This is a genomic window from Streptococcus mitis (assembly GCF_009496205.1).
Classification (GTDB): domain Bacteria; phylum Bacillota; class Bacilli; order Lactobacillales; family Streptococcaceae; genus Streptococcus; species Streptococcus mitis_BN.
This window is the reverse complement of sequence record NZ_WIJO01000007.1, coordinates 1-22,937: the sequence shown is the minus strand read 5'-3', so window position 1 is coordinate 22,937 and position 22,937 is coordinate 1. Positions and strand designations below refer to the sequence as shown.

The window sequence follows — 22,937 nt, the reverse complement described above, 5'->3', positions numbered from 1 at the left end:
TTTATTATACCATGATTAGCCAGCCAAGTCTGAAAATAATCAGTTCTTGCTCACCTGTTTAAAAGAAAATGCCGGAAAATTCCGACATTGTTTTAGTAAGCTAACTTCCTGAAAATAGGAGTAACCATACATCCCAGAAGGCAGTGATATTGATGAGAATATGAACTAGTATTGGATAGTAGAGACTTTTTGTCATGCGATACAGTAGAGCTAAAATGAGACCTCCACTAGCATAAATGAAAAAAGCAAGAGGTGTTAAAGCGAAATTGATATGAATATAACCGAAAATAATAGCAGAAAGCAAGACATCTCCGTACCAAGGCGAGTTTTTGAAAAAGGTTGTCATAAGCACACCGCGATAAATCAATTCCTCAGCAATAGGGCCGATGAAGCAAGCTATGAGCAAGAAATAGGGTAATTCCTGTCTCCCCATCATTTCTATCGTTTCATTCAAAGAAATTTGATTTGAAGACGAGGGTATGAAATAAGACAAGAGGAAGTCCGACATATACGAAATGATGTAGCCCAGTAAAAGGTAGATAAAGTACCTCAGCTGCCACTTGAAATGAAAAGTCTTCTTTCCTGCAAAAACTAGTAGATAGATGACCGCTAATAAAAGAACTCCACTCTCCATCAAAAGTAGAATCTGAAAAAACTCACGACTTGCTGGTAGATAAGGCTTTACGAGATGATTGAAAAGCCCCCAAAACCAAGTTGATTTGTAAAAAATTAAGGACAATGCTAATAAAATCTGAATAGCTCGTTTTTTCATCTTAAATCCTCTGTTTTCCTTGACTAGATTATTGAATATAATGGTTTACTTAACTGTATAACAAATTTAGTATAGCATATATTGGCGAAATATTCTCTTCAAATCATGAGTTGTTATCAAAACATCCTAAACTGTAAAATCAATTGGTCCCAAGCTTTCTATCAATTTCTTCTCCAAAATATGCTATAATAATACCAAAAGATAAAGAAGGAAGTCTTATGATTAAACTACTAGCCTTGGATATGGACGGAACCCTCCTCAATGAAGCCAAGGAAATCCCACAAGCTCACATTACTGCTATTCACAAAGCCATTGAAAAAGGTGTCAAACTGGTTCTCTGTACGGGTCGCCCGCTTTTCGGTGTCCTCCCCTACTATCAAAAACTGGGGCTTGACCTCCAGAATGAGTATGTTATTGTTAACAACGGTTGCTCAACTCACCAGACAAGTGATTGGAGTCTGGTTGACTGGCAAGAACTTAGTCCAGCAGACATCGAATACCTCTATGACCTAGCTGAAAAAAGTGATGTTCAGTTGACTCTTTTTGATGAGGAACATTATTTTGTCCTCGGTGGCAAGCCCAATCAAGTCATCCAAAATGATGCCAAGCTAGTCTTTTCAGACCTGACAGAAATTTCCCTTGAGGAAGCAACTAGTGGCAAGTATCGCATGTTCCAAGGTATGTTTTTGGGCACCAAAGAGCAAACAGATGATTTTGAAGAGCGTTTTGCTAAGGAGCTTTGCCAACGTTTTAGTGGAGTTCGTTCGCAGCCTGTTATTTATGAAGCCATGCCACTTGGAACGACAAAGGCTACCGCTCTTTCTCGATTAGCAGAGATTTTGAAGCTTGATTCCTCAGAAATCATGGCCATGGGCGATGCCAATAACGATATCGAAATGCTCCAGTTTGCAGGGCTTGGGATTGCAATGGGAAATGCCAGCGATTATGTCAAATCTCTTGCGGATGACGTTACAACAAGCAACGAAGAAGACGGCGTTGCGCGTGCCATTGAGAAGTATATTTTATAGTAAAGAAGCCCAGTTCATGTCAACTGGGTTTTGATATTTAAGAATTCCTAAAACTTTAGAAACTCTTTAGAAATCCTTGAGCTTTCTTTGATTTCTATGCTTTATACTAAAGTTAACAAAATAAATCAAAAGGAGAGAATCATGAAAACAGTACTTGACATTCATGGATTGTCCAAAAACTTCGACAAACAAGCTATTCTTCAGGATCTTCATCTAACGATAAGAGAGGGAGATATTTATGGACTTATCGGGAAGAATGGAGCTGGGAAAACCACCTTGATAAAAATTATTACGCAACTACTGTTTGCGGATAAAGGAACTATTTCCCTCTTCTCCAGCAAAACGGAAAATGAGTGGACCAAGGCTCTATCTCGAGTAGGTTCAGTGATCGAATCACCTGTAGCTCACAATCACTTAACAGCCTACCAAAATCTGAAATATTACTGTATGATTCGTCATATTCCAAATGCTGATCAAGTCATTCTAGAAACACTAGACTATGTAGGTTTGTCAGATACAGGTAAGAAAGTCTTTCGTGATTTCTCGCTAGGAATGAAACAAAGACTTGGTATCGCCATTGCCCTCCTATCCAAACCAGACTTCCTGATATTAGATGAACCTATCAACGGCCTCGACCCAATCGGTATTAAAGAATTTCGACTCATGATTCAACGGCTCAATCAAGAAAAAGGAATAACCATTCTCATCTCTAGCCATATCTTGTCAGAACTCTATCTCCTAGCTAATCGTTTTGGTATTTTAGATCAAGGAAAGATTATCCGTGAAATCAGCAAAGCTGAATTTGAAACACTAAGTGAGGATTACATTGTTCTTAAGACAGCTGATAAAGAGAAAGCTTGTCAAGTATTGAAAGAACAAATTCAGCTCCAGTTCAAGGTTGTCAATCCTGAGAATGAAATCCATATCTTTGGTCAGGAACAAGATGTCAAACAGATTCTCAAGGAATTAACCTTGGCAGATGTTGCCATTGACGAGATTTACTATGCCCGTCAAAACCTAGAAGAATACTTCACTCAATTGGTCCAATAGGAGGAAAATCATGACACATACCATTCAAGCAGACTTTTACCGTCTTTTCCGTTCCAAAGGATTCTGGATTACAGAGTTCATTCTCTTTGTACTCATGTTAATGGGGGCTATTTTTGGAGCTACTGGCCATCTAATGGCAATCCAGACAGAGGAGCCAGACATTCCAACCCATGGTTGGGACGGTGTACAAGCCCTGATCAACGCATCTAGTCAAGGTTCAAACCTCGTTTTTCTCTGCATCATCCTAGCCTGCCTCGTTCTTGGAGTTGATTTAATCGGCAAACTCTATAAAAATAATTTAACAGTGGGTGTCTCTCGTACCGAGTTTTTTCTAGCGAAAGCTTTTGTATTGACTTGTATTGCACTCTTGCAAGTTATCATCAGCCTTGTGATTGCCTTTATTCCAGCAACTATCTTAAATGGATTTGGCACTATGCCTGATGGCTTTATTGGCAATCTACTGATAACCATTTCCCTTCAATTCCTTTGCCTCCTTGCTTGGCTTTCCATTGTTTCCTTCATCCTCTATGTTAGTCATTCTTATCTTGCAGTATTTATTGGATATTTGGTCAGCTCTATCTTACTTTCTATGCCAATGCTCATTTTTCCAAATATCAAAATTTTGCCATATTTATCATTGCAGTTTTTCTATGCTATGACTGCTAATAGTGAGTCCATTTTCTATACACTTATAGTTACTTTAGTTGTTATTGTAATCTTTAATCTAAGTGGACTGGCAGTTTTCAAAAAGAAAAGCCTATAAAAAATGACCTCCTCTAGCCTACAGAGGAGGTTTCTTTTTGTTAAAAATAAATGAAAACCGACAACCATTTCCCATCTGTGCTTAGTTTCATCTCTGTACCGAGAAGATGACATAATTCCTCAGTGATATAAAGGCCTAAACCAGAGGATTCTTCCGTGTCTGATAGATTTTCAGAATAAAAACGATTACTGAGATTTTCTATTCTTTTGATGGGCTGTTTAACAAGGTTTGCAATCTCTAAGACAAGCTGTTCCTTTTCCTTTCTCAAAGATAGACGTGCTTCTTCCTTGCCATGTTTGAGGACATTTCCAAGCAGATTTTGTAAAATTCGATCCAGTAAATCTTCATCAGTCCTCATTTTTAAACCAGCTTCAACTTTAAAATCAAGCGTGATATTTGCTGCCTGAAAAACATCATAATAGGCCAGAGTCTTTTTGGTGATAAAAGTTGAAAGATCAACTTCTTCCAGTTTCGGTTTGACAGCCCCTTCCATCAAACGACGATATTCTAGGAGAGCTTCCAAACGTTTGGAAACTAAATCAAGATGCTGGGCTATTTTTTGTAGGGTTTCTGCTTTGTTTTCAGGAGACTTTATCAATTGTTGGGTGTAGCCTGAAGCGATAGTCAAAGGCGTCCGAATATCATGGGCGATATTGCTGATGGCCATATCCAGAGTCTGCTTTTCCCTTTTCATAACCAATCGAGATTGTTCCACTTCTTGAAATAAATTCTCAATCTGCTGGTAGAGATGTAAAAAATGTTTGGAAAAAATGCTGACCCCTACTCTTTTCATACTACCTGTGAGAATCTTGTCTTCAATCTGTTGACTCAAGTTTTTAAGTGCTAGATGGTAGCGAATCAATGCAATCGATAAAATAATTAGGAGTATCAGTAGGACAAAAATTATCATGTAGGTCATTGCTTGTCTCCTTTTAATCTTACCCCAACTCCCCAGATGGTTTCAATATATTCTTGATTTGGGTCAAGCTGGTTTAATTTTTTACGAAGATTACTCAAATGCGTATTGAGGGTATTATCTCCAGGTAGGTAGCTCTCCTCCCAGACCAATTCATAAAGTTCTTCCTTAGTAAAAATTTTCTTAGGATGTTTAAGAAGAGTTTGGAGAATCAAGCATTCTTTCTTGGCAAGGCGAATCATTTCCTGGCTATTTTTGATTTCAAAACTTTCTGCATCAAACTGGATATTTTTCAAGTTTTGTGGCAGATTTTCAGTTTTTTCTATTTCCATAGGCTGTTTTTCTGCGCTTTGACGCAATTGAACAGTAACTCTGGCAAAGACTTCGTCCAAATCAAAAGGTTTGACTATGTAATCATTGGCACCGTCTAAGAGGTATTGACTGATTAACTTTTTATCGCTCAAAGCTGTTAGCATAATGACTGGAGTTTGACTTTGTTCCCTGATGGCTTTTAAAACCTGATCCCCATTTTTCCCAGGAAGCATGATATCTAGCAAAACGAGGTCAATCCCACCTTGGTCAAAACGCATGATTCCTTCTGTACCAGAAAAGGCTTGAACCACCTTATGCTCCTCAGTAAGAAGTGTTCGCAAAATCTCTTGAATGTCACTATTGTCTTCAATAACCAATATCCTAGCCATAAATACCAACCTTTCTGCAACTATTATAGCATGTTTTATTGATAAAGCTTAAACAGAAAAGCTCCTCGCATAAAAGCGCGAGAAAGCCTTAGAGAGTTAAAATATAAAATCCACTTGCTAGATGACCTAGTATCTTATAGTTGCTAATAAGAAGTTAGTCTAGCAGAATGAATCTCTCTCATTTCTCCCCTACTAGTCCGTAATTCGTTGATACATTTCGGGTCTTCTATCTCGAAACAAGCCCCAGTTTAGGCGTTCGCTTGCTCCCTTGTCTAGGTCATAAGTAGCTAACAGAACAGCTTCAGCTTGTCTTTCAGCTCGCTCTAGAATAGCTCCTGTTTCATCCGTCATAAAGGATGAACCGTAGAAGTCAAGACTGGAACTCTGTCCACCATTTTCCTCACTAGGCGTGACCTCTTCCAAGCCATAGCGATTGGCTGCAATAACTGGAACAATATTTGCTGCTGCGTGTCCTTGCATGGTACGTTGCCAATGGCCACAACTATCTGTATCCAAAATCGGCTCTGAACCGATGGCTGTAGGATAAAAGAGCAATTCAGCACCATTTAACGCAAGACAGCGCGCTGTTTCAGGGAACCATTGATCCCAACAGATACCGATACCAATCTTAGCGTAGCGCGTATCCCAGACCTTGAAACCTGTATTGCCAGGCGTAAAATAAAATTTCTCTTGATAGTAATGGTCGTCTGGTATGTGGGTCTTTCGATAAACACCCAGCACTTCCCCATCTGCATCAATAACGGCAATAGAGTTATACAAGACATTGCCATCTTTTTCATAGAAACTGATCGGTAAAACAACTTGTAGTTCCTTAGCAATCACCTTAAAATGCTGAATGGCAGTATTTTCTACTACAGATTGGGCATGCTGATAGTAGTCATACTTGCGTTCCTGACAGAAATAGGGACGTTCAAACAACTCGGGTAAAAGAATAATTTGTGCGCCTTGTTCTGCAGCATGACGTACTAAACGCTCTGCGGTTTGGATATTTGTTGCCACATCCTTAGCGCATTTCATCTGAATAGCTGCAACTCTTACATTTCTCATCTTTTTCTCCTATTCTGGGATTTGTTGGGTGATACAGTGGATATTGCCACCACCTAATAGAATATATCTGGCTGGAATTCCGACAACTTTACGGTCTGGGAAACACTTACTGAGGATATCTAAGGCCACTTGATCGTTTTTATCTTGAAACTGGGGAACAAGGACAGCCTTGTTGGCGATATAAAAGTTTACGTAGGAAGCTGCTAGTCGTTCACCTGCGTATCGCTCTTCTTCTCCTTCTTCATAGATGTAGCCTGGCAAATCCTCTTTGGTTACAACTTGATGAAGGGCTGGAATTGGAAGTTTATGAATGGTGAAGTGACGACCTTTTGCATCTGTTTCCTTTTCTAAAAGCGCTAAATCAGCTGCTGACATGGCATATTGAGGATCGCTTTTGTCGTCTGTCCAAGCCAAAACAAGCTCAGCAGGACCAACAAAGGCAGCAACATTGTCAACGTGTTCATTGGTTTCGTCCTGATAAATACCATAAGGAAGCCAAATGACTTTTTCAGCTCCAAGGTACTCTAATAAGGTACTCTCGATTTCCTCTTTAGTCAGATGAGGATTGCGACCAAGACTGAGAAGGCAACTTTCAGTTACGATAATGGTTCCTTGACCATCGCTATGTATCGCTCCGCCTTCTAGGACAAAAGGTTTGGCATCATAAACAGGCATTTCCAAGGACTCAGCAAAACGACTGGCTACTTGATCATCATCTTCATAGTCTTGGTAGAGACCATCTACAGCTCCACCCCAAGCATTGAAAGACCAGTCTACTGCCAACTTTTCCCTTTTATCATTAAGGAGAATGGTTGGGCCAGTATCACGCGCCCAGGCATCATTGGTGGGAATGTCTAAATAAACAACGCTATCTCCAAGGTAGTCTTGGGCTTCAGATAGATAATCTTGCTCCACCAAAAGATAGACTCTCTCCCCTTCTGCTATGCTTTTGATAATCTGGCTAAAAGCCTTTTTAGCTGCCTTACCTTGATAAGGCCAAGATCCTGGTCTTGTTGGCCAGATCATCAAGGTTCCGTGATGGGGTTCGTACTCTGCTGGCATGCGATAGCCTAATTTTTTTGGACTGTCCATCATGATAATCTCCCTTTAAAATCTTGATAGCCGAAGGCTTTGACTAAGCTGCAGTCTCCCTGTTCGTCCATGAGGTAGAGACTGGGCAATCCAATACCATTAAAGGTATTATTTTTAACAAATGAGTAAATAGCCATATCTTCAAAATAAAGTCTATCACCGATTTGGACTGGATTTTCAAAGCTATAATCACCAATCACATCGCCCGTCAGACAGGTATTAGAAGAAAGTCTGTAAGTATGGGCTTTTTCCTGTGCCTCAAAGCCATTTCTCAAAGGTGGACGATAGGGCATCTCAAGTACATCAGGCATATGGCAGGTCGCAGAGGCATCTAAAACCAAGATTTCCATGCCGTTTTCAACAATATCCAATACTTCAGTTGCTAGATAACCAGCATTGAGCGCAATGGCTTCACCCGGCTCGATATAGACTTCAAGATTATAAGTTTCTCGGATACGCTTGATCTCAGAAATCAGCAAATCCACATCGTAACCTTCTCTTGTGATGTGGTGTCCGCCCCCCATATTGAGCCATTTGACCTCATGTAAGTAGGGACCAAACAGCGCTTCTACAGCTTTCAAAGTTGTCTCTAAATCATCTGCTCCCTGCTCGCAAAGGGTATGAAAATGAAGACCGTCTACCAATTCCAGCAAATCACTAGGAATCTTGTCTAGAGTAACTCCAAAACGAGAACCAGGTGCACAAGGGTCATAGAGCGCATGGTCACCCTGTGTTGAACATTGAGGATTGATACGGAGACCAACACTGATACCAGCCTCCTTGCAACGAACCCCATGTTTACGCAACTGTCTCTCTGAGTTAAAAACGATATGGTCTGTTATCTCAATCAATTCATCCAAGTCCGCATCTTTAAAAGCCGGCGCAAAGACATGAACTTCTCCCGGAAACTCTTCTCTAGCTAGCTTGGCCTCATAGAGACCACTTGCAGTCGTACCTGATAGATACTGGCTAATCAAGGGATAAGTTTTATAGAGGGAATAAGCCTTCTGGGCAAGCAAAACCTTGCAGCCAGCTTCTTCTTGTACATATTGTAGGATACGGCAATTGGCTTCTAACTTGGCCAAGTCAATAACATAGGCTGGTGTTGGTACTTGTTCTAGCTTCATTAGTCCACCATTTGTGGATTTTCAACCACAACCCAAGGCAAACCGTACTCATTCAAAGCTTCCATAAATGGATCTGGATCCAATTCTTCAAGATTATACACTCCAGCTTGTTTCCAAGTTCCGTTCATAACCAATTTTGTCCCAATCATGGCTGGAACTCCTGTTGTGTAAGAAATAGCTTGTGAACCAACTTCTGCGTAACATTCCTGATGGTCACAAACATTGTAGATATAGATGGTCTTTTCAACACCGTCTTTGACACCTGTAAAGATACAGCCGATATTGGTTTTACCTACAGTACGTGGGCCAAGGCTAGCAGGATCTGGAAGCAAGGCTTTCAAAAATTGGATTGGAACAATTTCTTGGCCGTTAAAGTTCATGGTATCCGTACGAAGGAGACCGACATTTTCCAAACATTTCATGTGCGTCAAGTATGATTGACCAAAAGTCATAAAGAAACGAATGCGTTTAACGCCTGGAATGTTCTTGGCCAATGATTCGATTTCTTCGTGATGAAGGAGATACATGTCTTTTTGTCCGACCTGAGGGAAATCATACTCGCGCTTGATTGACATAGCTTCCACTTCGACCCATTTTCCATCTTCCCAGTAAGAACCTGGCGCAGAAACCTCGCGTAGATTGATTTCTGGGTTAAAGTTTGTTGCAAATGGATAACCGTGATCACCACCATTACAGTCTAAAATATCGATATAATGGATTTCATCAAAGTAGTGTTTGAGGGCATAGGCTGAAAAGACACTGGTCACACCTGGGTCAAAGCCAGATCCAAGCAGAGCGGTCAAGCCTGCTTCTTTGAATTTCTCCTGATAAGCCCATTGCCATGAGTAGTCAAAGTAGGCTGTAAATCCAAGTTCCTTACAACGTTTTTCGTAGATAGCACGCCACTCAGGGTCTTCTGTGTCTTCTGCTTCGTAGTTGGCCGTATCGATATAGTGAACACCTGTTGCCAAACAAGCGTCCATAATGGTTAAATCTTGATATGGTAAAGCTACATTCAAAACAGCTTCTGGTTTGTAGCTTTCAATCAGGGCAATCACTTCTTCAACCTTATCAGCATCAAGAGCTGCTGTCTCAATCTTTGTACTTGTTTTGCCTTCTAGCTTCGCTTTCAAGTCATCGCATTTTGACTTAGTACGGCTAGCAATCATAATCTCTGTAAAGGTTTCACTATCTTGACAAATCTTTGAAATAGCAACTTGGGCAACGCCCCCACATCCAATAACTAATAAACGACTCATTTTTTTCCTTCCTCTTCTTCTAAAATGTCCTCAACATACTTGGGCAACATAAAGGCTCCCACGTGTAAGTTTGCAGTGTAGTATTCTGTGAAAAGCTGGCGTTTTTTCCAGCCTTCCTTGTCAAAATCTTTGACAGGGTGGTATTTTTTCGAAGCAAATCCAAACAACCAATAGCCCGCTGGACTGGTTGGGATATGGGCCTGATAAACCCGACTGATTGGAAATGCTTGATTAACCTTACGGTGCATGCTTCGGCAAGCCGACTCATCTTCGTCAAAGAAAGGACTCCCATGCTGGTAAATCATGATGCCGTCTTCCTTCAGAGCCCGATAACTATTACCGTAAAATTCCTTGGTAAAGAGCCCTTCGGTATGTCCAAATGGATCAGTGGCATCGTTGATGATAATATCGTAATCATCTTCACAGTTTCGTAAAAAACGAAGCCCATTTTGGTAGTAAATGGTAACACGAGGGTCATCAAGTCCCGCAGCAAAGTCTGGGAAATACTCACGACAGACCTCAACCAGCATCTCATCTGGTTCCACGATATCGATTTGTTCCAGTTCAGGATAGAGTGTTAATACTTGGGCAACACCTCCGTCACCACCCCCAATAACCAAGACTTTCTTGGGATTTGGGTGAACAGCCATGGGAACGTGGACGGTCATTTCATTGTAGACAAAATCATCCGCATCTGAAAACAAGACATGCCCATTTAAAATCAGTATTTTCCCAAAAGCTGGCGTATCCAAGACTTCGATATCCTGCCATTCACTTTTACCAGCGTAGAGTTGCTTGGCTGTTCTCAGGGACAATTTGACATCTGGAGTATGAACTTCAGAAAACCATAAATCCATCTAGTTCTCCTTTCTCTTAATGACGTTGATGTGATTGACCTCGGGATCTTCCGTCCCTTGGAGGGAGCAACCACGATCCTTGGCAAATTGGATATAGTCGACAATTTCTCGTGTAATGCGTTCACCAGGAGCCAAGATAGGAATTCCTGGAGGATAGCACATGACAAATTCTCCACAGACCTGTCCAACAGATTCGTCTAAAGACAAACTTTTTCTCTCTGAATAGAAGGCTTTTTGTGGAGACAGCACTAACTCGGGCTGGATATATTCTCCAGCTATCAAGTCCTTCCCATCTCGTGAATAGAGTCTCTTGATATCAGCAAGAGCACCAACCAAGCGCTCGATGTCTTGGATACGGTCACCAATCGAAATATAGGCCAAGATATTGCCAATATCACCAAACTCAATCTGAATGTCGTATTCGTCTCGTAAGAGGTCATAAACCTCGATACCTGTTAAGCCAATACCCTGAGTGTAAACTGACAGCTTGGTTACATCAAAATCACAGACCGACACACCATCTATTAACTCTTTTGAGTAGGCATAGTATCCACCGATAGCATTGATTTCACGACGAGCATACTCGGATAGCTCAATGACCTTTTCAAAAGACTCTTTACCTCGAAGAGCCAAGTTGCGACGCGAAATATCCAGACTAGCCATCAACAAGTAAGAGGCAGATGTTGACTGGGTAAGATTGATAATCTGACGTACGTATTCAGGATTCATCTGCTCCCCGATTAAAAGAAGCGAACTTTGGGTCAAACTCCCACCAGACTTATGCATGGAAACTGCTGCCATATCAGCACCTGCATCCATAGCAGATATCGGCAATTTATCAGTAAAATGCAAATGCGCTCCGTGGGCCTCATCTACTAAAACCATCATGCCAGCTTCATGAGCCATTTCTGTCAACCCCTTTAGATCTGAACAGATCCCGTAGTAAGTAGGATTGTTAATCAAAATGGCCTTGGCATCTGGATGGTCCTTTATGGCCTGGGCTACTCGGTCATTTTCAAGACCTAAAGCGATACCAATCTTAGGATCTACACTCATCTCGATATAGATGGGAATGGCACCACATAGAACCAGCGCATTGATAGCAGATTTGTGGACATTTCGTGGCAGAATAATCTTATCTCCTGCCTTGCAGGTTGCGAGAATCATAGTCTGCACCGATGAAGTTGTTCCTCCAATCATGAGAAAGGCATGGCTAGCTCCAAAAGCATCAGCTGCCAGCTCCTCTGCATCCCGAATAATCGAAATGGGGTGGCCTAAATTATCCAAGGGTTTCATCGAATTGACATCAATACCTACACATTTTTCTCCTAAGAGTTCGACAAGTTCTGGATTTCCTCGTCCACGCTTGTGACCTGGAACATCAAAGGGAACAATCCGTTTCTTGCGTAACTTCACCAAGGCCTCATAAATTGGAGCTTGGTTTTGATCTAACTCTTTCAAGACATACTCCTTTCCATATTTTTAGGACCTTATGAAAACTAAGGAACTAAAGGTTGACTCATGAAAAAAGAGCAGGTTTTCACCTGCTCTGCAATCTTCTGACGTTTTTATGTTTGTTTCTGTTGAGTATGTCTGTTCCCGATGTTTCCTAACTCTCTAGTAGCAAATATTACGTACTTTATTGATCGTTTCACAAGATGACGTGTGCTTTCACCACACTAAAATTTATGAATTAGGACAAGTGTCCTAACATCAACTTATAAAAGTAGGCTTTTAACCCTATCAATAATGTGGTTTTTCAACCACGCTTCGGCATTCAACCCTGCCTGTCCGTAGGCATTTTTTACTCGGGTTTATATTTGCTAGAAAACATCATCTCATTTTCTAAGCTTTATTAATATAACATACTTCCAACACTCTGTAAAGTACTTTTTTGAAAAAATATCTATTTTTGTTCGGAAATATATTATTTTATATAGATTTTTATAAACTGTATAATGTGAAAGCGAATATAAAAAGAACTAGAAGGCTCTAGTTCTCAGATTTTGTATTTAACGAATACTATGCTTATTCATCTTTTGTTCAAAGATAGTCGTGATAATCTGACGTAATTCTTCGCGTTCTTTTTCTGGAATCTCACCACTTGTTTGAGCTGCAGCATAGAGTTCAGGGTGTTCAATTGAAATACGTTTAATCGTACGGGTCGTAGCATGTTTTCTGACGAAAAATGGGATTCTCTTAATCAAGTCTTGTGGTACTAGTGCAAGAATCTTCTCAGCAGTTTCCTTGTCACTAATCTTAGACGTCGTAAGTCCCTTCTTAATCATTTTCTGTTCTTTTTCTGTAAAATCTTTTAATTCCATTCGATTAGTCCTCCTATTTACTCTAAGTTAAATTATATACCAATCAAGATAAAACTACAAAGCATAAACCTTTGGAAATCTTCACGCTGATAAGATTTTAGCATTTAATCAACTAATAAAAGTGAAATACACTAAAAAGTTAAATATAATTTTTTACATTTTCCAAGAGCTTAAAAAAATCATTTATAAAAGTTTTTTCAAATTCGTCATACTTTTGAGGATTCTCTCGTAACATTTTAGCTTTAAAATGTTTATAAGTACTTCTATTTATCTTTCCTACTAGTTTCTTATCAACATAAATTTGTATACCATCATTATTTATATTTCCATAAGTATCACCCGATATATAAATAGAATTTGATTTATTATTTTGAGAGTAGATATTTAAGCCTTGCCCTTTTCCTTGTGTTAACCTAACAACATTATATTCATTAGCTATTTTTATAAAATCTAATGAAATTGACATTTCGCGTTCTTCCTTATTCTCTTTTCCAAAATACTCTGGTTTTGAAAGGTCGAAATGATTAGTATTAACTAGTGTATTAAATAATTTACGGATAACGAATTGAACATCTTCATTAGGTGAATGATTTTGAGTTGATGTTTTATTTATATCTATGTCTAAGTTTCCGGTTGAAATCGTATTTGAAGAACTCATTTTTTTCATCAAATTTTCGAACTCTTCAACTTCTAATTTATCAACATTATATTTAAGCAATAATTTCAAAGTATTAAAAAATTTTCTGAAAGATTCTAATTCCTTTTGATTTTTAAAACTAAAGATACCATAACGAAATACGAGAGAATTATAATCAGCATCATCAGGTATTTCAAATGAATTTTCAAGTAAATCAATAAGAAAATATTTGGTTTCTTCAGAATCTTCTGGACTATTGTTATACGAAGTTAATAAATAGTCATAAGCTTCATTAAAGCGTAATTGAAAACATACTGTAGCTATGATTAGTAATTTATCATCATTTTCTAACTCATTATTTGGATTTATAATATGCATCAAGAGACTAACAGAATTGAATAATCTGTTGACACTGCGAGGATTATTTCCTATTGAATCTCTAATTAATTGTGTTATATTCTTTGTAACATCATTATCAAAATGAAAATTAATTTTTTCTAAAGAGACATTAACAAAGTTCTCCATATGATAATTTGCAACCGGCACAGTAAAAGGTACTTGAATTATTTTCTCAAAAAAAGCTTTTCCTTTTTCGTTGTCCAAATCATCACCATACTTACTTTTTGTTCCTCTTAAAACAACATTATAATCAATAGCTAAAACAAAGACACAATTTCTGCAATCTAAGAAAAGTTTTAAAATTTCTAGGAATTCAATCGCTTTTTGAGGGAATAATCTGTCAAGATCATCTATGAAAATTACTATCTTTTCATAATTATTTTCTTTGATAGACTCATCAATCATACTTTGTAGATTTTGTTTTAGATTTTTTAGGTTATTCGATTTCTCTTCATTGCTTATAAATTTTAGAAGTTGATTATTAATTTTTTCAATATTTAAGAGACCAAAATCTAGTTTAAGATATTCCATACTTTTTGTAATAACTGCTAAAGATTTTTTTAAGTTTTCTATTTTATTTACATCAGTTACTTCTAATTCATCAATTAAATCTGTAATTAACGTGACTGCTAAATTCTTATCCATATCAAATTGTGAATATTGCCAAGTATTAAAAAAGATTGTTTTAATTTTTCCTTTTGAATTACTGGAAGCTTTTTCCTTAAGTTTTTCCTCAACCTGATACATAATACTGGTTTTTCCAGTTCCCCAATCACCTTGAATAGCTAGTGTTAAAGGAGTTTCACATCCTGAAATAAAATTTGATAATCCAAGAATATATTCGTCAACCTTTAATTCGTCTTTTACTGTTGGAACATCTGAAAATGAATTGTACATGTATTTTCCTTTCAAAATATTTTATTTATATTATAATAAATTTAAAATAACATTACATTTAATTTTTGTTAATGAAACTAAATTTTAAAGTTCTAAAAAGCAATGATTGTTAGAGATATGTTACAAAATATCTAATCTTCCTCCTCAGTCACTTCCCATACTTCTGATTGATTGCCTTCCCCATCAATATCGTATCTTTGGATATAACCAATAAATGTTTCATTTTTTCGTGGTTCCTGGCTATTAATTATTAACTCATCAAAAATATAAATGTCCTAGGATTACTGTCATATCTTACCACTATTAAAGCTTAACCCACTTATCATTATCCATGATGAAAGGCTTAGCTAGTCCGTCACCTGTATAATCCGCATACTTGGTGCCTAAATACTTGTAGCAATCTTCCTTGCTGGCAAATTTAATAGCTTGGTAGGGCTCTTCGAAAGTCAATTTCTCTACAAATAAGAAGCCGTCATCAGCCGGCACTAAAACACCAACGTGGCCTACAAACAGATACTCACCATCCAGATTGTCGTGCAAAACTACAGATAGCATTCGAGCTTTTTCATTAAATTGAAATTGGGAGAAGAATTTTTCCATCTTTTCAGCGTGAACTTTGACATCTGTAGTCGCTTCAGTTGGAACTCTAGAAAATAGAATATCAAATTCTTCCTTATCTTGTGAATCAAAGACCTTCCCCTTATCAATCGCATTGTTATCTAGGAAAAGCAATTGGTCATTCTTTTCAAGTTTTGGAATTGTGACTGAATTTTTCAAAAGACAATAACTATTGATACGACAGTTTGTACCAACGAAATCGCCTTTCTTTTGATTCCAAAGGTTGCTAATTTTCTCAACATCGTATTCGGTGTGAGTAAAGGAAGTGAAATCTCCTGATAGGCCTGTCGAGCCGACAATAGTATTATAATCATTTACAAGATTAAAAAAGGCATCAACACTATTTGAATCCAAGTGAGCTGATAAGAGAGATTTGACCTCTTCTGTACTTACCTGATTGTTTAGGTTGGTGTATGAAGCTTTCCATGGAACTTTCGCTGAACTGGTTTGCCTTTGATTCGTCCCTTCAAAAGTAGTATTTTGTTGTTGACAAGCAGTCAAGCCTAAAAACAAGACGGAACAGATTCCTAATGTGGCTAATTTTCTTGATTTCTTCATCTTCTTCTCCTTTTACAGGTTTAGTAATTAGCCTTATTATACTATATAAATTGAACTTAAAATCATAATCTTCATCCACTACTTTTTAGAAAATCACAAATCCATTTGGAGAAATCACAAGCTGATTCTCCAATTCTAGGCAATTGCTTGCTAGTGCTACTGCTTCTTTCTCCAAAAGATAATCATCTTTTGATTGGTTAAAGATTGCTTTAAGGACCCGGCCTTCGTATGTCCATTCCAGAGCTACTATATCTTGTTTGATTTCTTTTAGGCTATACTTACCATGCTGAATGGTTGATGACGCTTGTTTTCTAATATTAATCAGCTGCTTCATGAAATTCAGCATATCATTGTCACTTGATACACGTTCCCAAGGCATACAACGACGACAATCTGGGTCTGGACCTCCGGTTAAAGCTAACTCTGTTCCGTAATAGATGCAGGGTGTTCCTTTTTGTAAAAAGAGGAAGGCTAAGGCTGATTTAACCAGTTGAACATCTTCATCTGCCGTCTACAAGATTCGCTCTGTATCATGCGAATCCAAGAGATTAAACATAACCTCTGAAATCTGTTGCTTGTAATACATAGACTGACCACTAATTTCATAGATGAATTGGTCAGTCTTCTTAACACCACGTAAGAAATAGTCCTTGATACTATCAGATAAAGGATAATTCATGACCGCGTGAAACTCATCTCCGTTTAGCCAAGGCTGAGACGTATGCCAGACTTCTCCAAGGATATAAAGATCAGGTTTTTTAGCTAGAACTGCCTTACGAAAATCCTTCCAGAACTGATGGTCAATCTCATTAGCCACATCCAAACGCCAAGCATCAATATCAAACTCTTCAGTCCAATAACTCGCGACCTTTAAAAGATAATCCTTGACCTCTGGATTGGCTGTATTTAGCTTGGGCATATAGTCCTCGAAACCAAAAGCATGATAGGATAACTCTCTCTTGTTGGCTAACTTTTCAGTCGTCACTGGGAATTGTTGAATATGGAACCAATCTTTATAAGCAGACTGTTCACCATTTTTGACAACATCTTTCCATTGAGGCGATTGCGAACCAATATGATTAAATACAGCATCCAGCATAATTTTCATGCCACGCTGATGGACTTGCTCGACCAGTTTTCGAAAGATTTCCTTATCTCCAAAATGACGGTCAATTTCAAAGTAGTCTGTCGTATTGTACTTATGATTGCTCGTAGATTCAAAGATCGGACAAAGATAAAGTCCAGTAATGCCCAAGTCTTGCAAGTAATCCAGATGAGCAATAATCCCCTGTAAATCACCACCAAATAAATCATCACTCTGAGGTGTGATAGATGAATCCCAGCCTAAAGTCCCTTCTGGGTTTAATAAAGCATTTCCATTGGCAAATCTCTCAGGAAATATCTGATACCATACCGTATTTGAAACCCAATCAGGAACCTGGCATGCATCAATTTCATGAAGATAAGGCAACTTAAATCCGTTTCCAATGGCATGAAGATTTTCTAGAGAATTTTCAACGCACCCTTTATCGCCATACAAAATACTTTGGCCTTCTGTATCCTTGAGTTCAAAGAGATACTGGATACGTGCAAAGTCAACTGTCACTTCAATCTGCCAATAATCAAATAAGGCATCAGAAGTTATTTTGGACATTTCTTTTGTATCCTGATAAAACTCCTCCATAAAGATAAAAGGGTCACCATAATGCAAGTTGATGCTTTCAATGTCCCCTTTCTTAGTTCGAATCCGAATATGAAGCTTCTTATCCTTATAAAGATAGGCAAACTCCGACTCTGGTCTGTGGTAAATGGCTGTTAATTCCACTGTTCTGTCTCCTAATTCACTTTTATTTATCTTATTGCGCAAACGTTTTCATAATCGTAATCCCAGTATACTACTTTCGTATTTTATTTTCAAGGCTTGTCCGTAGATTCTAGTGGTTTGGTTCTATAAATAAAAAAGCAGCCAGTCTTACAACTTGCTACTTTTCAAATGATGATTTACAACTATCTTTCCATCCACTCAATTTTTTTAAAATCCTTATTGTTATTGTGCTCATTTCGATAAGAATCTTGGGAAGAAGCCTTATAAATACTTAAAAACTGTTCCAAACTTGGAACGCGAAAAGTGATGTTTTCGAGATGAATCAGCTCTATATCCGATTCCGAAACTCCTGCAAAATCAGGTAAAGAATCGATACTTCCGAATTCAACACTCAGACCATCTTTTTGGAATTCATGCTCATGAATATCTATTAAGGCGTAGCCTAAGTGTTTCATCACTTTCATTATCTTGTCCCACTCATAAATTCTGAGATGATCAGGTGCTTCCCAACCTCTAGGATCACCAGGCACATGAATGTCAATGTCAGACGGCCTCCATTCCTCATTTGAACGGTATTCAAAACCCAAGGACCCCATGAGAGTCGGTGTGATTCCGATTTGGTTTAAATGATAACAAATTGTTCGAAATTCATCAAATAGAGAATTCATTCCTCCTCCAATCGTTGATATAGAACTTAATTTCGTTGTGAATAATAAACTAATTTTTATCTTTTACTCTTTCGGTTTTGAAAATACTTCTACTCGCTGAGCTAGGACTTTGATTTCTACAGGTAGATTATCCGATTTATCGCCATCAACATCCGACTCCAATTCACTATCAGAAGAAATTTTAATATTACGAGCTTTGATATACTCGATATTATCATTTGCGACAACATCCCCTTTTAGTAAATCAGGAATGACGGATAATTTAGAGAATATAGAAGCATCTTTCAGAATCAAAATGTTGGCATAGCCGTCTTTATTTTCTTCAAAGATTTTCTTATCAGCGAAGTAATTTGTCAAGAGAACCAACACATGGCTAGCTTCACCAACATAATTTCCATTTTCTGTCTCAACCTTAATATTAAAGACCTGATCCGTCATGACAGACTTCATAGTATTTACAGCATAGGCTAAAATACCGAATTTTGTCTTGTCCTCGATTTCAACATTGTGAATCGCTTCAGGTAGAGAACCGATACTAAAAATATAACCAAAATAATTGTCATTCGCTTTTCCGATATCAATCTTATTGGTTAAATCAAAATCCAGTTCATCAATTGCGCCATCGATGTCTTGATTGATTTCCAACAGTTTCGTAATGAGGTTACCCGTCCCACCAGGGATAATCCCTAACTTAGGAATGTAGTCTCTCTCAGCAATACCCGAAATGACTTCATTGACAGTCCCATCTCCACCAAAAACAACCACTGCATCGTACTGCTCACGAGAAGCTTCTTCAGCAAAATGTGTTGCATCCAGCGCTTTTTCTGTAATTTTGGTTTCCACTTGCTCAAAATATTCTTTTGCTTTATTCTCCAGCTTTTCTTTATAATCCAGAGCCTTCTCCCCACCAGAGGTAGGGTTGATAATTACCATTGCTTTTTTCATTAATATTCTCCTTAATTTTAAATAAAAATGTTTACATTTCGTCGTATGCAAGTAAATGTAATCCTATTATACAATGAAAATACGGAAAAGAGAAATCTGACGTACCGGAGATTGAAACTCTTTTATTTTATATCAACCTTATTATCCCATCGCCTTAGTACATCCTTTAAGGGTTCATCCAAGTAAGAGTAGGCCTTTTCCTTTATCCAATCAGGAATACCATAAGCTGCCTCTGCTATGCTGCCAGTGATTGCAGCAAGTGTATCACTGTCGCCACCAAGTGAGATGGCATTCCTTATCGCATCTTCGAAGTCTCTACTCTCAAGAAAGGCAATAATGGCTTGAGGAACAGTATCCTGGCAAGTTTCGTTAAAACGATAATTAGGGCGGATTTCATCTAAAGTTTGAGATAGATTGTAGCCGTATGTCTTCTCTATATAATCCTTAATCCGTCTTTTACACTCTGTAGGATTGTCGTTAATTGGTTGCTCGTATTCTCTACAATAACCATCAAAGTAAAAACGACACAGAAAGATAGCATCAGCTGTAGCCATAGCACCTTTGACACCTTCTGGATGATTATGGGTTACCTCTGCAGAAATACTCGCAAGTCCTCTAGATGATGGCCACATTCCAGTTCTCGCATAAAAACCACAGTCCATGACCCAAGCACATGGAGAAACACGCATAGCCGAACCATTCCCAAAGCTATTATAAGGCTCACGGTTATCGCTCTTTAGCCATGCATTAAACCGAGCACCGTAATCAGCATTCGGATACAGTCTGCCATATTTCTTCATCGCGTCAATGAAGTCGTCTTTTTGTCCCCCGTTCATAATCGCTTCTGCAACAGCACAAGTCATAACCGTATCATCTGTAAAAAAGCAGTCCTTCCGAAATAAAGGAAAGTCCTTCGTTTTGATATTGTTCCACTCGTAAACAGAGCCAACAATGTCTCCAACGATTACTCCTAGCATGAGATTCCTCCTTGTGACATATCAGATTTATTACACATTCCCAATGGTTAACTCTTTAAAAATGGTGCCACCAAATCAATCCACTCTTGAGGCAGGTAAGCTGACAAATAGCCGTGATTATAGCCCTTTGCTTCATACAAAATTGTATTTGCATGTAGCTGATGAAATAATTTCGCTGATTCTTTCACACAGTTCAATTCTTTTTCACCATAGATATACAGAACCTGAGCCTTGCTAGCAGAAATCATATCTTTCAGCTTGTAATGCCCCATATAGTTTTTGTAAATGGTCACCAATGTTTTAACAGGCGTCCTTGGCAGATCCTCCAAATAATAAGATTTAATTTCCTCTGGATAAGCCAGTTTAGGATAGAGTTTGTTCATCATGCTTAACTGAAGTTTGCAAGAGAATTTATTGAACATCAGTTTACCAAATAGAGACACTAGAAAGATGCTGATTTTAGATAACATTGGTTGAGGAATACAGAGGCTTCCGTCTATGATGGCCTTCTTAGCAATTTCACTGTCTAAAGACAAAAGCTCCATGGCAATTTGACCACCAAGTGAAACACCACCGATTGCAAACAATTTCCCACTACAGTTTGCTTTGATATAGTCTAGAATCTCCAAAGCAGAATCTTCAGTAGAAACATAAGCAAGTTGATATTCCTCGCCGTGACCATTCAAAGTAGGTAAAATAACACGGTATTTTTCTGACAAGATTCGTGCTTGACGAAGATAATTCCACCAAGAACTGCCACCACCGTGTATTAGTAAGATAGGAGGTAAATTCTTATCACCAAATTCATGGAATTTCATGTTTAAACTCCTTACTGTAGGACTTTCACTAGCTAATTTTCCTTGTTCAATCAGCTCTTAAAAGCAGTACCACAAACTCGACATAAAACGAGTGAACACTATGTATGCCAAGTGAACATGTATGTGGGGACATGTCTATAAACCTTTTGACAATAGCATAAGGTTATCGTTAAAAGGTATTACCCCGACAAACTGTTATTTACTCATTTTATTAAATCAGCTATTTCTTTCTTCCCATACGCCTTTACATTCTGAATTACATTCTGTTTCCTCTTTATTGATTCAAACAATGATATATCTAGTACATTTGCGAATTCTTCAAACTGAACCTGCCCCATTCTTCTTATTTCTTTAAGTTTCTCAGCATCTCTTACCTTTCTCTCTGCCTCACTTTTGGGGTATCCTTGCCCAAATGGCTCCGAGAAAAGAGCTTCTATTGTTCTTTCAAGATTTTCAGTACCTGACCATGTATAATCTTCACCTAATGGTAATGATATCGCATTTCCATTATTAATCTGAGCAAATAAATAGGCATCATTCGGTGTAGGTGCATACCCGCAAATGACATCAGGCATACTATTACAAGCAAGCATCATTCCTTGTCCGGAAGAACAGCCCGTAACAACGAAATCAACTGTCCTACTTGCCAACAAGATACCTATAAGAATAGAAATTTCTATATACGAGTATTTTTCATTTTCTTCCATCGTACAGCCAAAATTTATAACCTCAGATTTCTTTGGAGCATACTTTAATACAGCATCATAGATTATTTGATTTTTGGTCGCTTGCGAACTTGCTTGAATAACTCCGATTCTCATTCTTCCCCCCTACAACTTCTAATTTAATGATTTCTTTTTCTTTGGTTTGGGTGCCGGTAATTCATCATATGTTGAATTGAATAAGCCTTTATTTTCTACACTTCATTTATTCACTGGTTGCAACTTTTAACATCAAAACTACCGCCTCAACATATGAAAATATTCTTCTTTTATACTAATAAACGAAAGGCAGTAAAAATCATTTTAGAATGATACTGTGGAACGGAAAGATTTTCGCCACTTCCAAAAGAAACGACATTTATCACTCCACTTTAAATTATAATAGAAAATTATCTAACATAGATCATCTAATTAGCAAATCGTTACTTTCAATAATGGATATCCTGATCTAAATTTTAAAATGTTGTTTCCTTACTAATTCTATTACTCGCCAATATTGTATAAATTAAATAAGTAATAAATATGATAATAAAAATAACATTAATTTTTAACACAAAATAGAGATTTAACAAATTTGCGAACGCATGAAATAATAGACAGTACCCCACAGATTTCGTTTGACGATAAAGAAGCCCTAAAACAAAACTTAAAAATAATGTATATATAAAAAATAAAATAAAAGGAAATCCTTGATGGCTTTCTCCAACTATAAACCATAAAGGCAGATGCCAAATCCCCCAAATTGATCCTACAATCAAATTAGATTGCCAATAAGTATATTTTTTATCATGTAACGGTTGTAATATACCTCTCCATCCTAATTCTTCATGTCCACCGCCAAAAAAAATTAATTGTATAAAGAATAGCGGTATCAGATAAATTGATACTCCGTTTAATTCTAAGGAAGATACAGAGA

Annotated in this window: 21 protein-coding genes and 1 pseudogene; 3 read left to right on the top strand and 19 right to left on the bottom strand. The window is 37.8% G+C overall.

Annotated elements, in window-relative coordinates; translation table 11 throughout:
• Positions 1–100: 100 nt before the first annotated feature.
• Positions 101–772, bottom strand: coding sequence for a CPBP family intramembrane glutamic endopeptidase (locus tag GEZ85_RS02105; protein ID WP_153198901.1), 672 nt, complete (start codon positions 770–772; stop codon positions 101–103).
• Positions 773–990: 218 nt separating this feature from the next.
• Between GEZ85_RS02105 and GEZ85_RS02100 the strand changes: the two genes are divergently transcribed.
• The 3 genes from GEZ85_RS02100 to GEZ85_RS02090 all read left to right on the top strand — a co-directional run bounded on the left by GEZ85_RS02100 (position 991) and on the right by GEZ85_RS02090 (position 3,613).
• Positions 991–1,800 carry a Cof-type HAD-IIB family hydrolase gene (locus GEZ85_RS02100; protein ID WP_153198902.1) on the top strand — a complete coding sequence of 270 codons (810 nt, stop codon included), beginning with the start codon at positions 991–993 and terminating at the stop codon, positions 1,798–1,800.
• A gap of 141 nt (positions 1,801–1,941) precedes the next feature.
• Positions 1,942–2,850: an ATP-binding cassette domain-containing protein gene (locus tag GEZ85_RS02095; RefSeq protein WP_153198903.1), complete on the top strand. Its 909-nt coding sequence runs from the start codon at positions 1,942–1,944 to the stop codon at positions 2,848–2,850.
• A 10-nt stretch (positions 2,851–2,860) separates the two neighbouring features.
• Complete coding sequence (locus GEZ85_RS02090; RefSeq protein WP_153198904.1) at positions 2,861–3,613, top strand: ABC transporter permease; 753 nt, start codon at positions 2,861–2,863, stop codon at positions 3,611–3,613.
• Between the two features lie 40 nt (positions 3,614–3,653).
• Here the strand turns inward: GEZ85_RS02090 and GEZ85_RS02085 are convergent, their stop codons facing one another.
• From GEZ85_RS02085 to GEZ85_RS01995, 18 genes and pseudogenes are all read right to left on the bottom strand, one after another.
• Complete coding sequence (locus tag GEZ85_RS02085) at positions 3,654–4,532, bottom strand: sensor histidine kinase (RefSeq protein ID WP_153209090.1); 879 nt, start codon at positions 4,530–4,532, stop codon at positions 3,654–3,656.
• A complete protein-coding gene (locus tag GEZ85_RS02080; RefSeq protein ID WP_153209088.1) occupies positions 4,529–5,230 on the bottom strand; it encodes a response regulator transcription factor in 702 nt (233 codons plus the stop codon). The genes GEZ85_RS02085 and GEZ85_RS02080 overlap by 4 nt, the downstream gene beginning before the upstream one ends.
• A gap of 192 nt (positions 5,231–5,422) precedes the next feature.
• Positions 5,423–6,298, bottom strand: a complete 876-nt coding sequence (gene aguB / locus GEZ85_RS02075) for an N-carbamoylputrescine amidase (protein WP_125451960.1) — start codon at positions 6,296–6,298, stop codon at positions 5,423–5,425.
• Between the two features lie 9 nt (positions 6,299–6,307).
• On the bottom strand, positions 6,308–7,393 hold the full coding sequence (gene aguA / locus GEZ85_RS02070) for an agmatine deiminase (RefSeq protein WP_153209086.1): 1,086 nt from the start codon (positions 7,391–7,393) through the stop codon (positions 6,308–6,310).
• Positions 7,390–8,517 carry a carboxynorspermidine decarboxylase gene (gene nspC / locus GEZ85_RS02065; RefSeq protein ID WP_153209084.1) on the bottom strand — a complete coding sequence of 376 codons (1,128 nt, stop codon included), beginning with the start codon at positions 8,515–8,517 and terminating at the stop codon, positions 7,390–7,392. Before nspC ends, aguA begins: the two co-directional genes overlap by 4 nt.
• Positions 8,517–9,776, bottom strand: a complete 1,260-nt coding sequence (locus GEZ85_RS02060) for a saccharopine dehydrogenase family protein (RefSeq protein WP_153209082.1) — start codon at positions 9,774–9,776, stop codon at positions 8,517–8,519. The genes nspC and GEZ85_RS02060 overlap by 1 nt, the downstream gene beginning before the upstream one ends.
• Positions 9,773–10,633: a polyamine aminopropyltransferase gene (gene speE, locus GEZ85_RS02055; RefSeq protein WP_000366713.1), complete on the bottom strand. Its 861-nt coding sequence runs from the start codon at positions 10,631–10,633 to the stop codon at positions 9,773–9,775. The genes GEZ85_RS02060 and speE overlap by 4 nt, the downstream gene beginning before the upstream one ends.
• Complete coding sequence (locus tag GEZ85_RS02050) at positions 10,634–12,094, bottom strand: aminotransferase class I/II-fold pyridoxal phosphate-dependent enzyme (RefSeq protein ID WP_153209080.1); 1,461 nt, start codon at positions 12,092–12,094, stop codon at positions 10,634–10,636.
• A gap of 551 nt (positions 12,095–12,645) precedes the next feature.
• Complete coding sequence (locus GEZ85_RS02045) at positions 12,646–12,957, bottom strand: hypothetical protein (RefSeq protein WP_153209078.1); 312 nt, start codon at positions 12,955–12,957, stop codon at positions 12,646–12,648.
• A 139-nt stretch (positions 12,958–13,096) separates the two neighbouring features.
• Positions 13,097–14,890, bottom strand: coding sequence for a KAP family P-loop NTPase fold protein (locus GEZ85_RS02040; protein WP_153214783.1), 1,794 nt, complete (start codon positions 14,888–14,890; stop codon positions 13,097–13,099).
• 303 nt (positions 14,891–15,193) lie between these two features.
• Positions 15,194–16,066 carry a DUF4300 family protein gene (locus GEZ85_RS02035; RefSeq protein ID WP_153209557.1) on the bottom strand — a complete coding sequence of 291 codons (873 nt, stop codon included), beginning with the start codon at positions 16,064–16,066 and terminating at the stop codon, positions 15,194–15,196.
• A gap of 85 nt (positions 16,067–16,151) precedes the next feature.
• Positions 16,152–17,891, bottom strand: a pseudogene (locus GEZ85_RS02030) (glycoside hydrolase family 13 protein).
• A 182-nt stretch (positions 17,892–18,073) separates the two neighbouring features.
• A complete protein-coding gene (locus GEZ85_RS02025) occupies positions 18,074–18,559 on the bottom strand; it encodes a phosphoribosylanthranilate isomerase (protein ID WP_143952107.1) in 486 nt (161 codons plus the stop codon).
• Between the two features lie 63 nt (positions 18,560–18,622).
• Positions 18,623–19,504, bottom strand: a complete 882-nt coding sequence (locus GEZ85_RS02020) for a diacylglycerol/lipid kinase family protein (RefSeq protein WP_153209559.1) — start codon at positions 19,502–19,504, stop codon at positions 18,623–18,625.
• A 122-nt stretch (positions 19,505–19,626) separates the two neighbouring features.
• The gene (locus tag GEZ85_RS02015; protein ID WP_153209561.1) at positions 19,627–20,481 is read right to left on the bottom strand and encodes an ADP-ribosylglycohydrolase family protein; all 855 of its coding nucleotides are present in this window, start codon (positions 20,479–20,481) and stop codon (positions 19,627–19,629) included.
• 47 nt (positions 20,482–20,528) lie between these two features.
• A complete protein-coding gene (locus GEZ85_RS02010; RefSeq protein WP_153209563.1) occupies positions 20,529–21,299 on the bottom strand; it encodes an alpha/beta hydrolase in 771 nt (256 codons plus the stop codon).
• Positions 21,300–21,502: 203 nt separating this feature from the next.
• Entirely contained in the window at positions 21,503–22,120 is a 618-nt protein-coding gene (locus tag GEZ85_RS02005; RefSeq protein WP_153209565.1) for an RpiB/LacA/LacB family sugar-phosphate isomerase, read from the bottom strand.
• Positions 22,121–22,476: 356 nt separating this feature from the next.
• Positions 22,477–22,937 (bottom strand): CPBP family intramembrane glutamic endopeptidase (locus GEZ85_RS01995; RefSeq protein ID WP_153214781.1); only part of this gene is annotated, 461 nt, incomplete at its 5' end.

Coding starts and splice junctions, on each gene's coding strand:
- GEZ85_RS02105 (WP_153198901.1), bottom strand. CDS start 772: ATGAAAAAACGAGCTATTCAGATTTTATTAGCATTGTCCTTAATTTTT.
- GEZ85_RS02100 (WP_153198902.1), top strand. CDS start 991: ATGATTAAACTACTAGCCTTGGATATGGACGGAACCCTCCTCAATGAA.
- GEZ85_RS02095 (WP_153198903.1), top strand. CDS start 1,942: ATGAAAACAGTACTTGACATTCATGGATTGTCCAAAAACTTCGACAAA.
- GEZ85_RS02090 (WP_153198904.1), top strand. CDS start 2,861: ATGACACATACCATTCAAGCAGACTTTTACCGTCTTTTCCGTTCCAAA.
- GEZ85_RS02085 (WP_153209090.1), bottom strand. CDS start 4,532: ATGACCTACATGATAATTTTTGTCCTACTGATACTCCTAATTATTTTA.
- GEZ85_RS02080 (WP_153209088.1), bottom strand. CDS start 5,230: ATGGCTAGGATATTGGTTATTGAAGACAATAGTGACATTCAAGAGATT.
- aguB (WP_125451960.1), bottom strand. CDS start 6,298: ATGAGAAATGTAAGAGTTGCAGCTATTCAGATGAAATGCGCTAAGGAT.
- aguA (WP_153209086.1), bottom strand. CDS start 7,393: ATGATGGACAGTCCAAAAAAATTAGGCTATCGCATGCCAGCAGAGTAC.
- nspC (WP_153209084.1), bottom strand. CDS start 8,517: ATGAAGCTAGAACAAGTACCAACACCAGCCTATGTTATTGACTTGGCC.
- GEZ85_RS02060 (WP_153209082.1), bottom strand. CDS start 9,776: ATGAGTCGTTTATTAGTTATTGGATGTGGGGGCGTTGCCCAAGTTGCT.
- speE (WP_000366713.1), bottom strand. CDS start 10,633: ATGGATTTATGGTTTTCTGAAGTTCATACTCCAGATGTCAAATTGTCC.
- GEZ85_RS02045 (WP_153209078.1), bottom strand. CDS start 12,957: ATGGAATTAAAAGATTTTACAGAAAAAGAACAGAAAATGATTAAGAAG.
- GEZ85_RS02040 (WP_153214783.1), bottom strand. CDS start 14,890: ATGTACAATTCATTTTCAGATGTTCCAACAGTAAAAGACGAATTAAAG.
- GEZ85_RS02035 (WP_153209557.1), bottom strand. CDS start 16,066: ATGAAGAAATCAAGAAAATTAGCCACATTAGGAATCTGTTCCGTCTTG.
- GEZ85_RS02025 (WP_143952107.1), bottom strand. CDS start 18,559: ATGAATTCTCTATTTGATGAATTTCGAACAATTTGTTATCATTTAAAC.
- GEZ85_RS02020 (WP_153209559.1), bottom strand. CDS start 19,504: ATGAAAAAAGCAATGGTAATTATCAACCCTACCTCTGGTGGGGAGAAG.
- GEZ85_RS02015 (WP_153209561.1), bottom strand. CDS start 20,481: ATGCTAGGAGTAATCGTTGGAGACATTGTTGGCTCTGTTTACGAGTGG.
- GEZ85_RS02010 (WP_153209563.1), bottom strand. CDS start 21,299: ATGAAATTCCATGAATTTGGTGATAAGAATTTACCTCCTATCTTACTA.
- GEZ85_RS02005 (WP_153209565.1), bottom strand. CDS start 22,120: ATGAGAATCGGAGTTATTCAAGCAAGTTCGCAAGCGACCAAAAATCAA.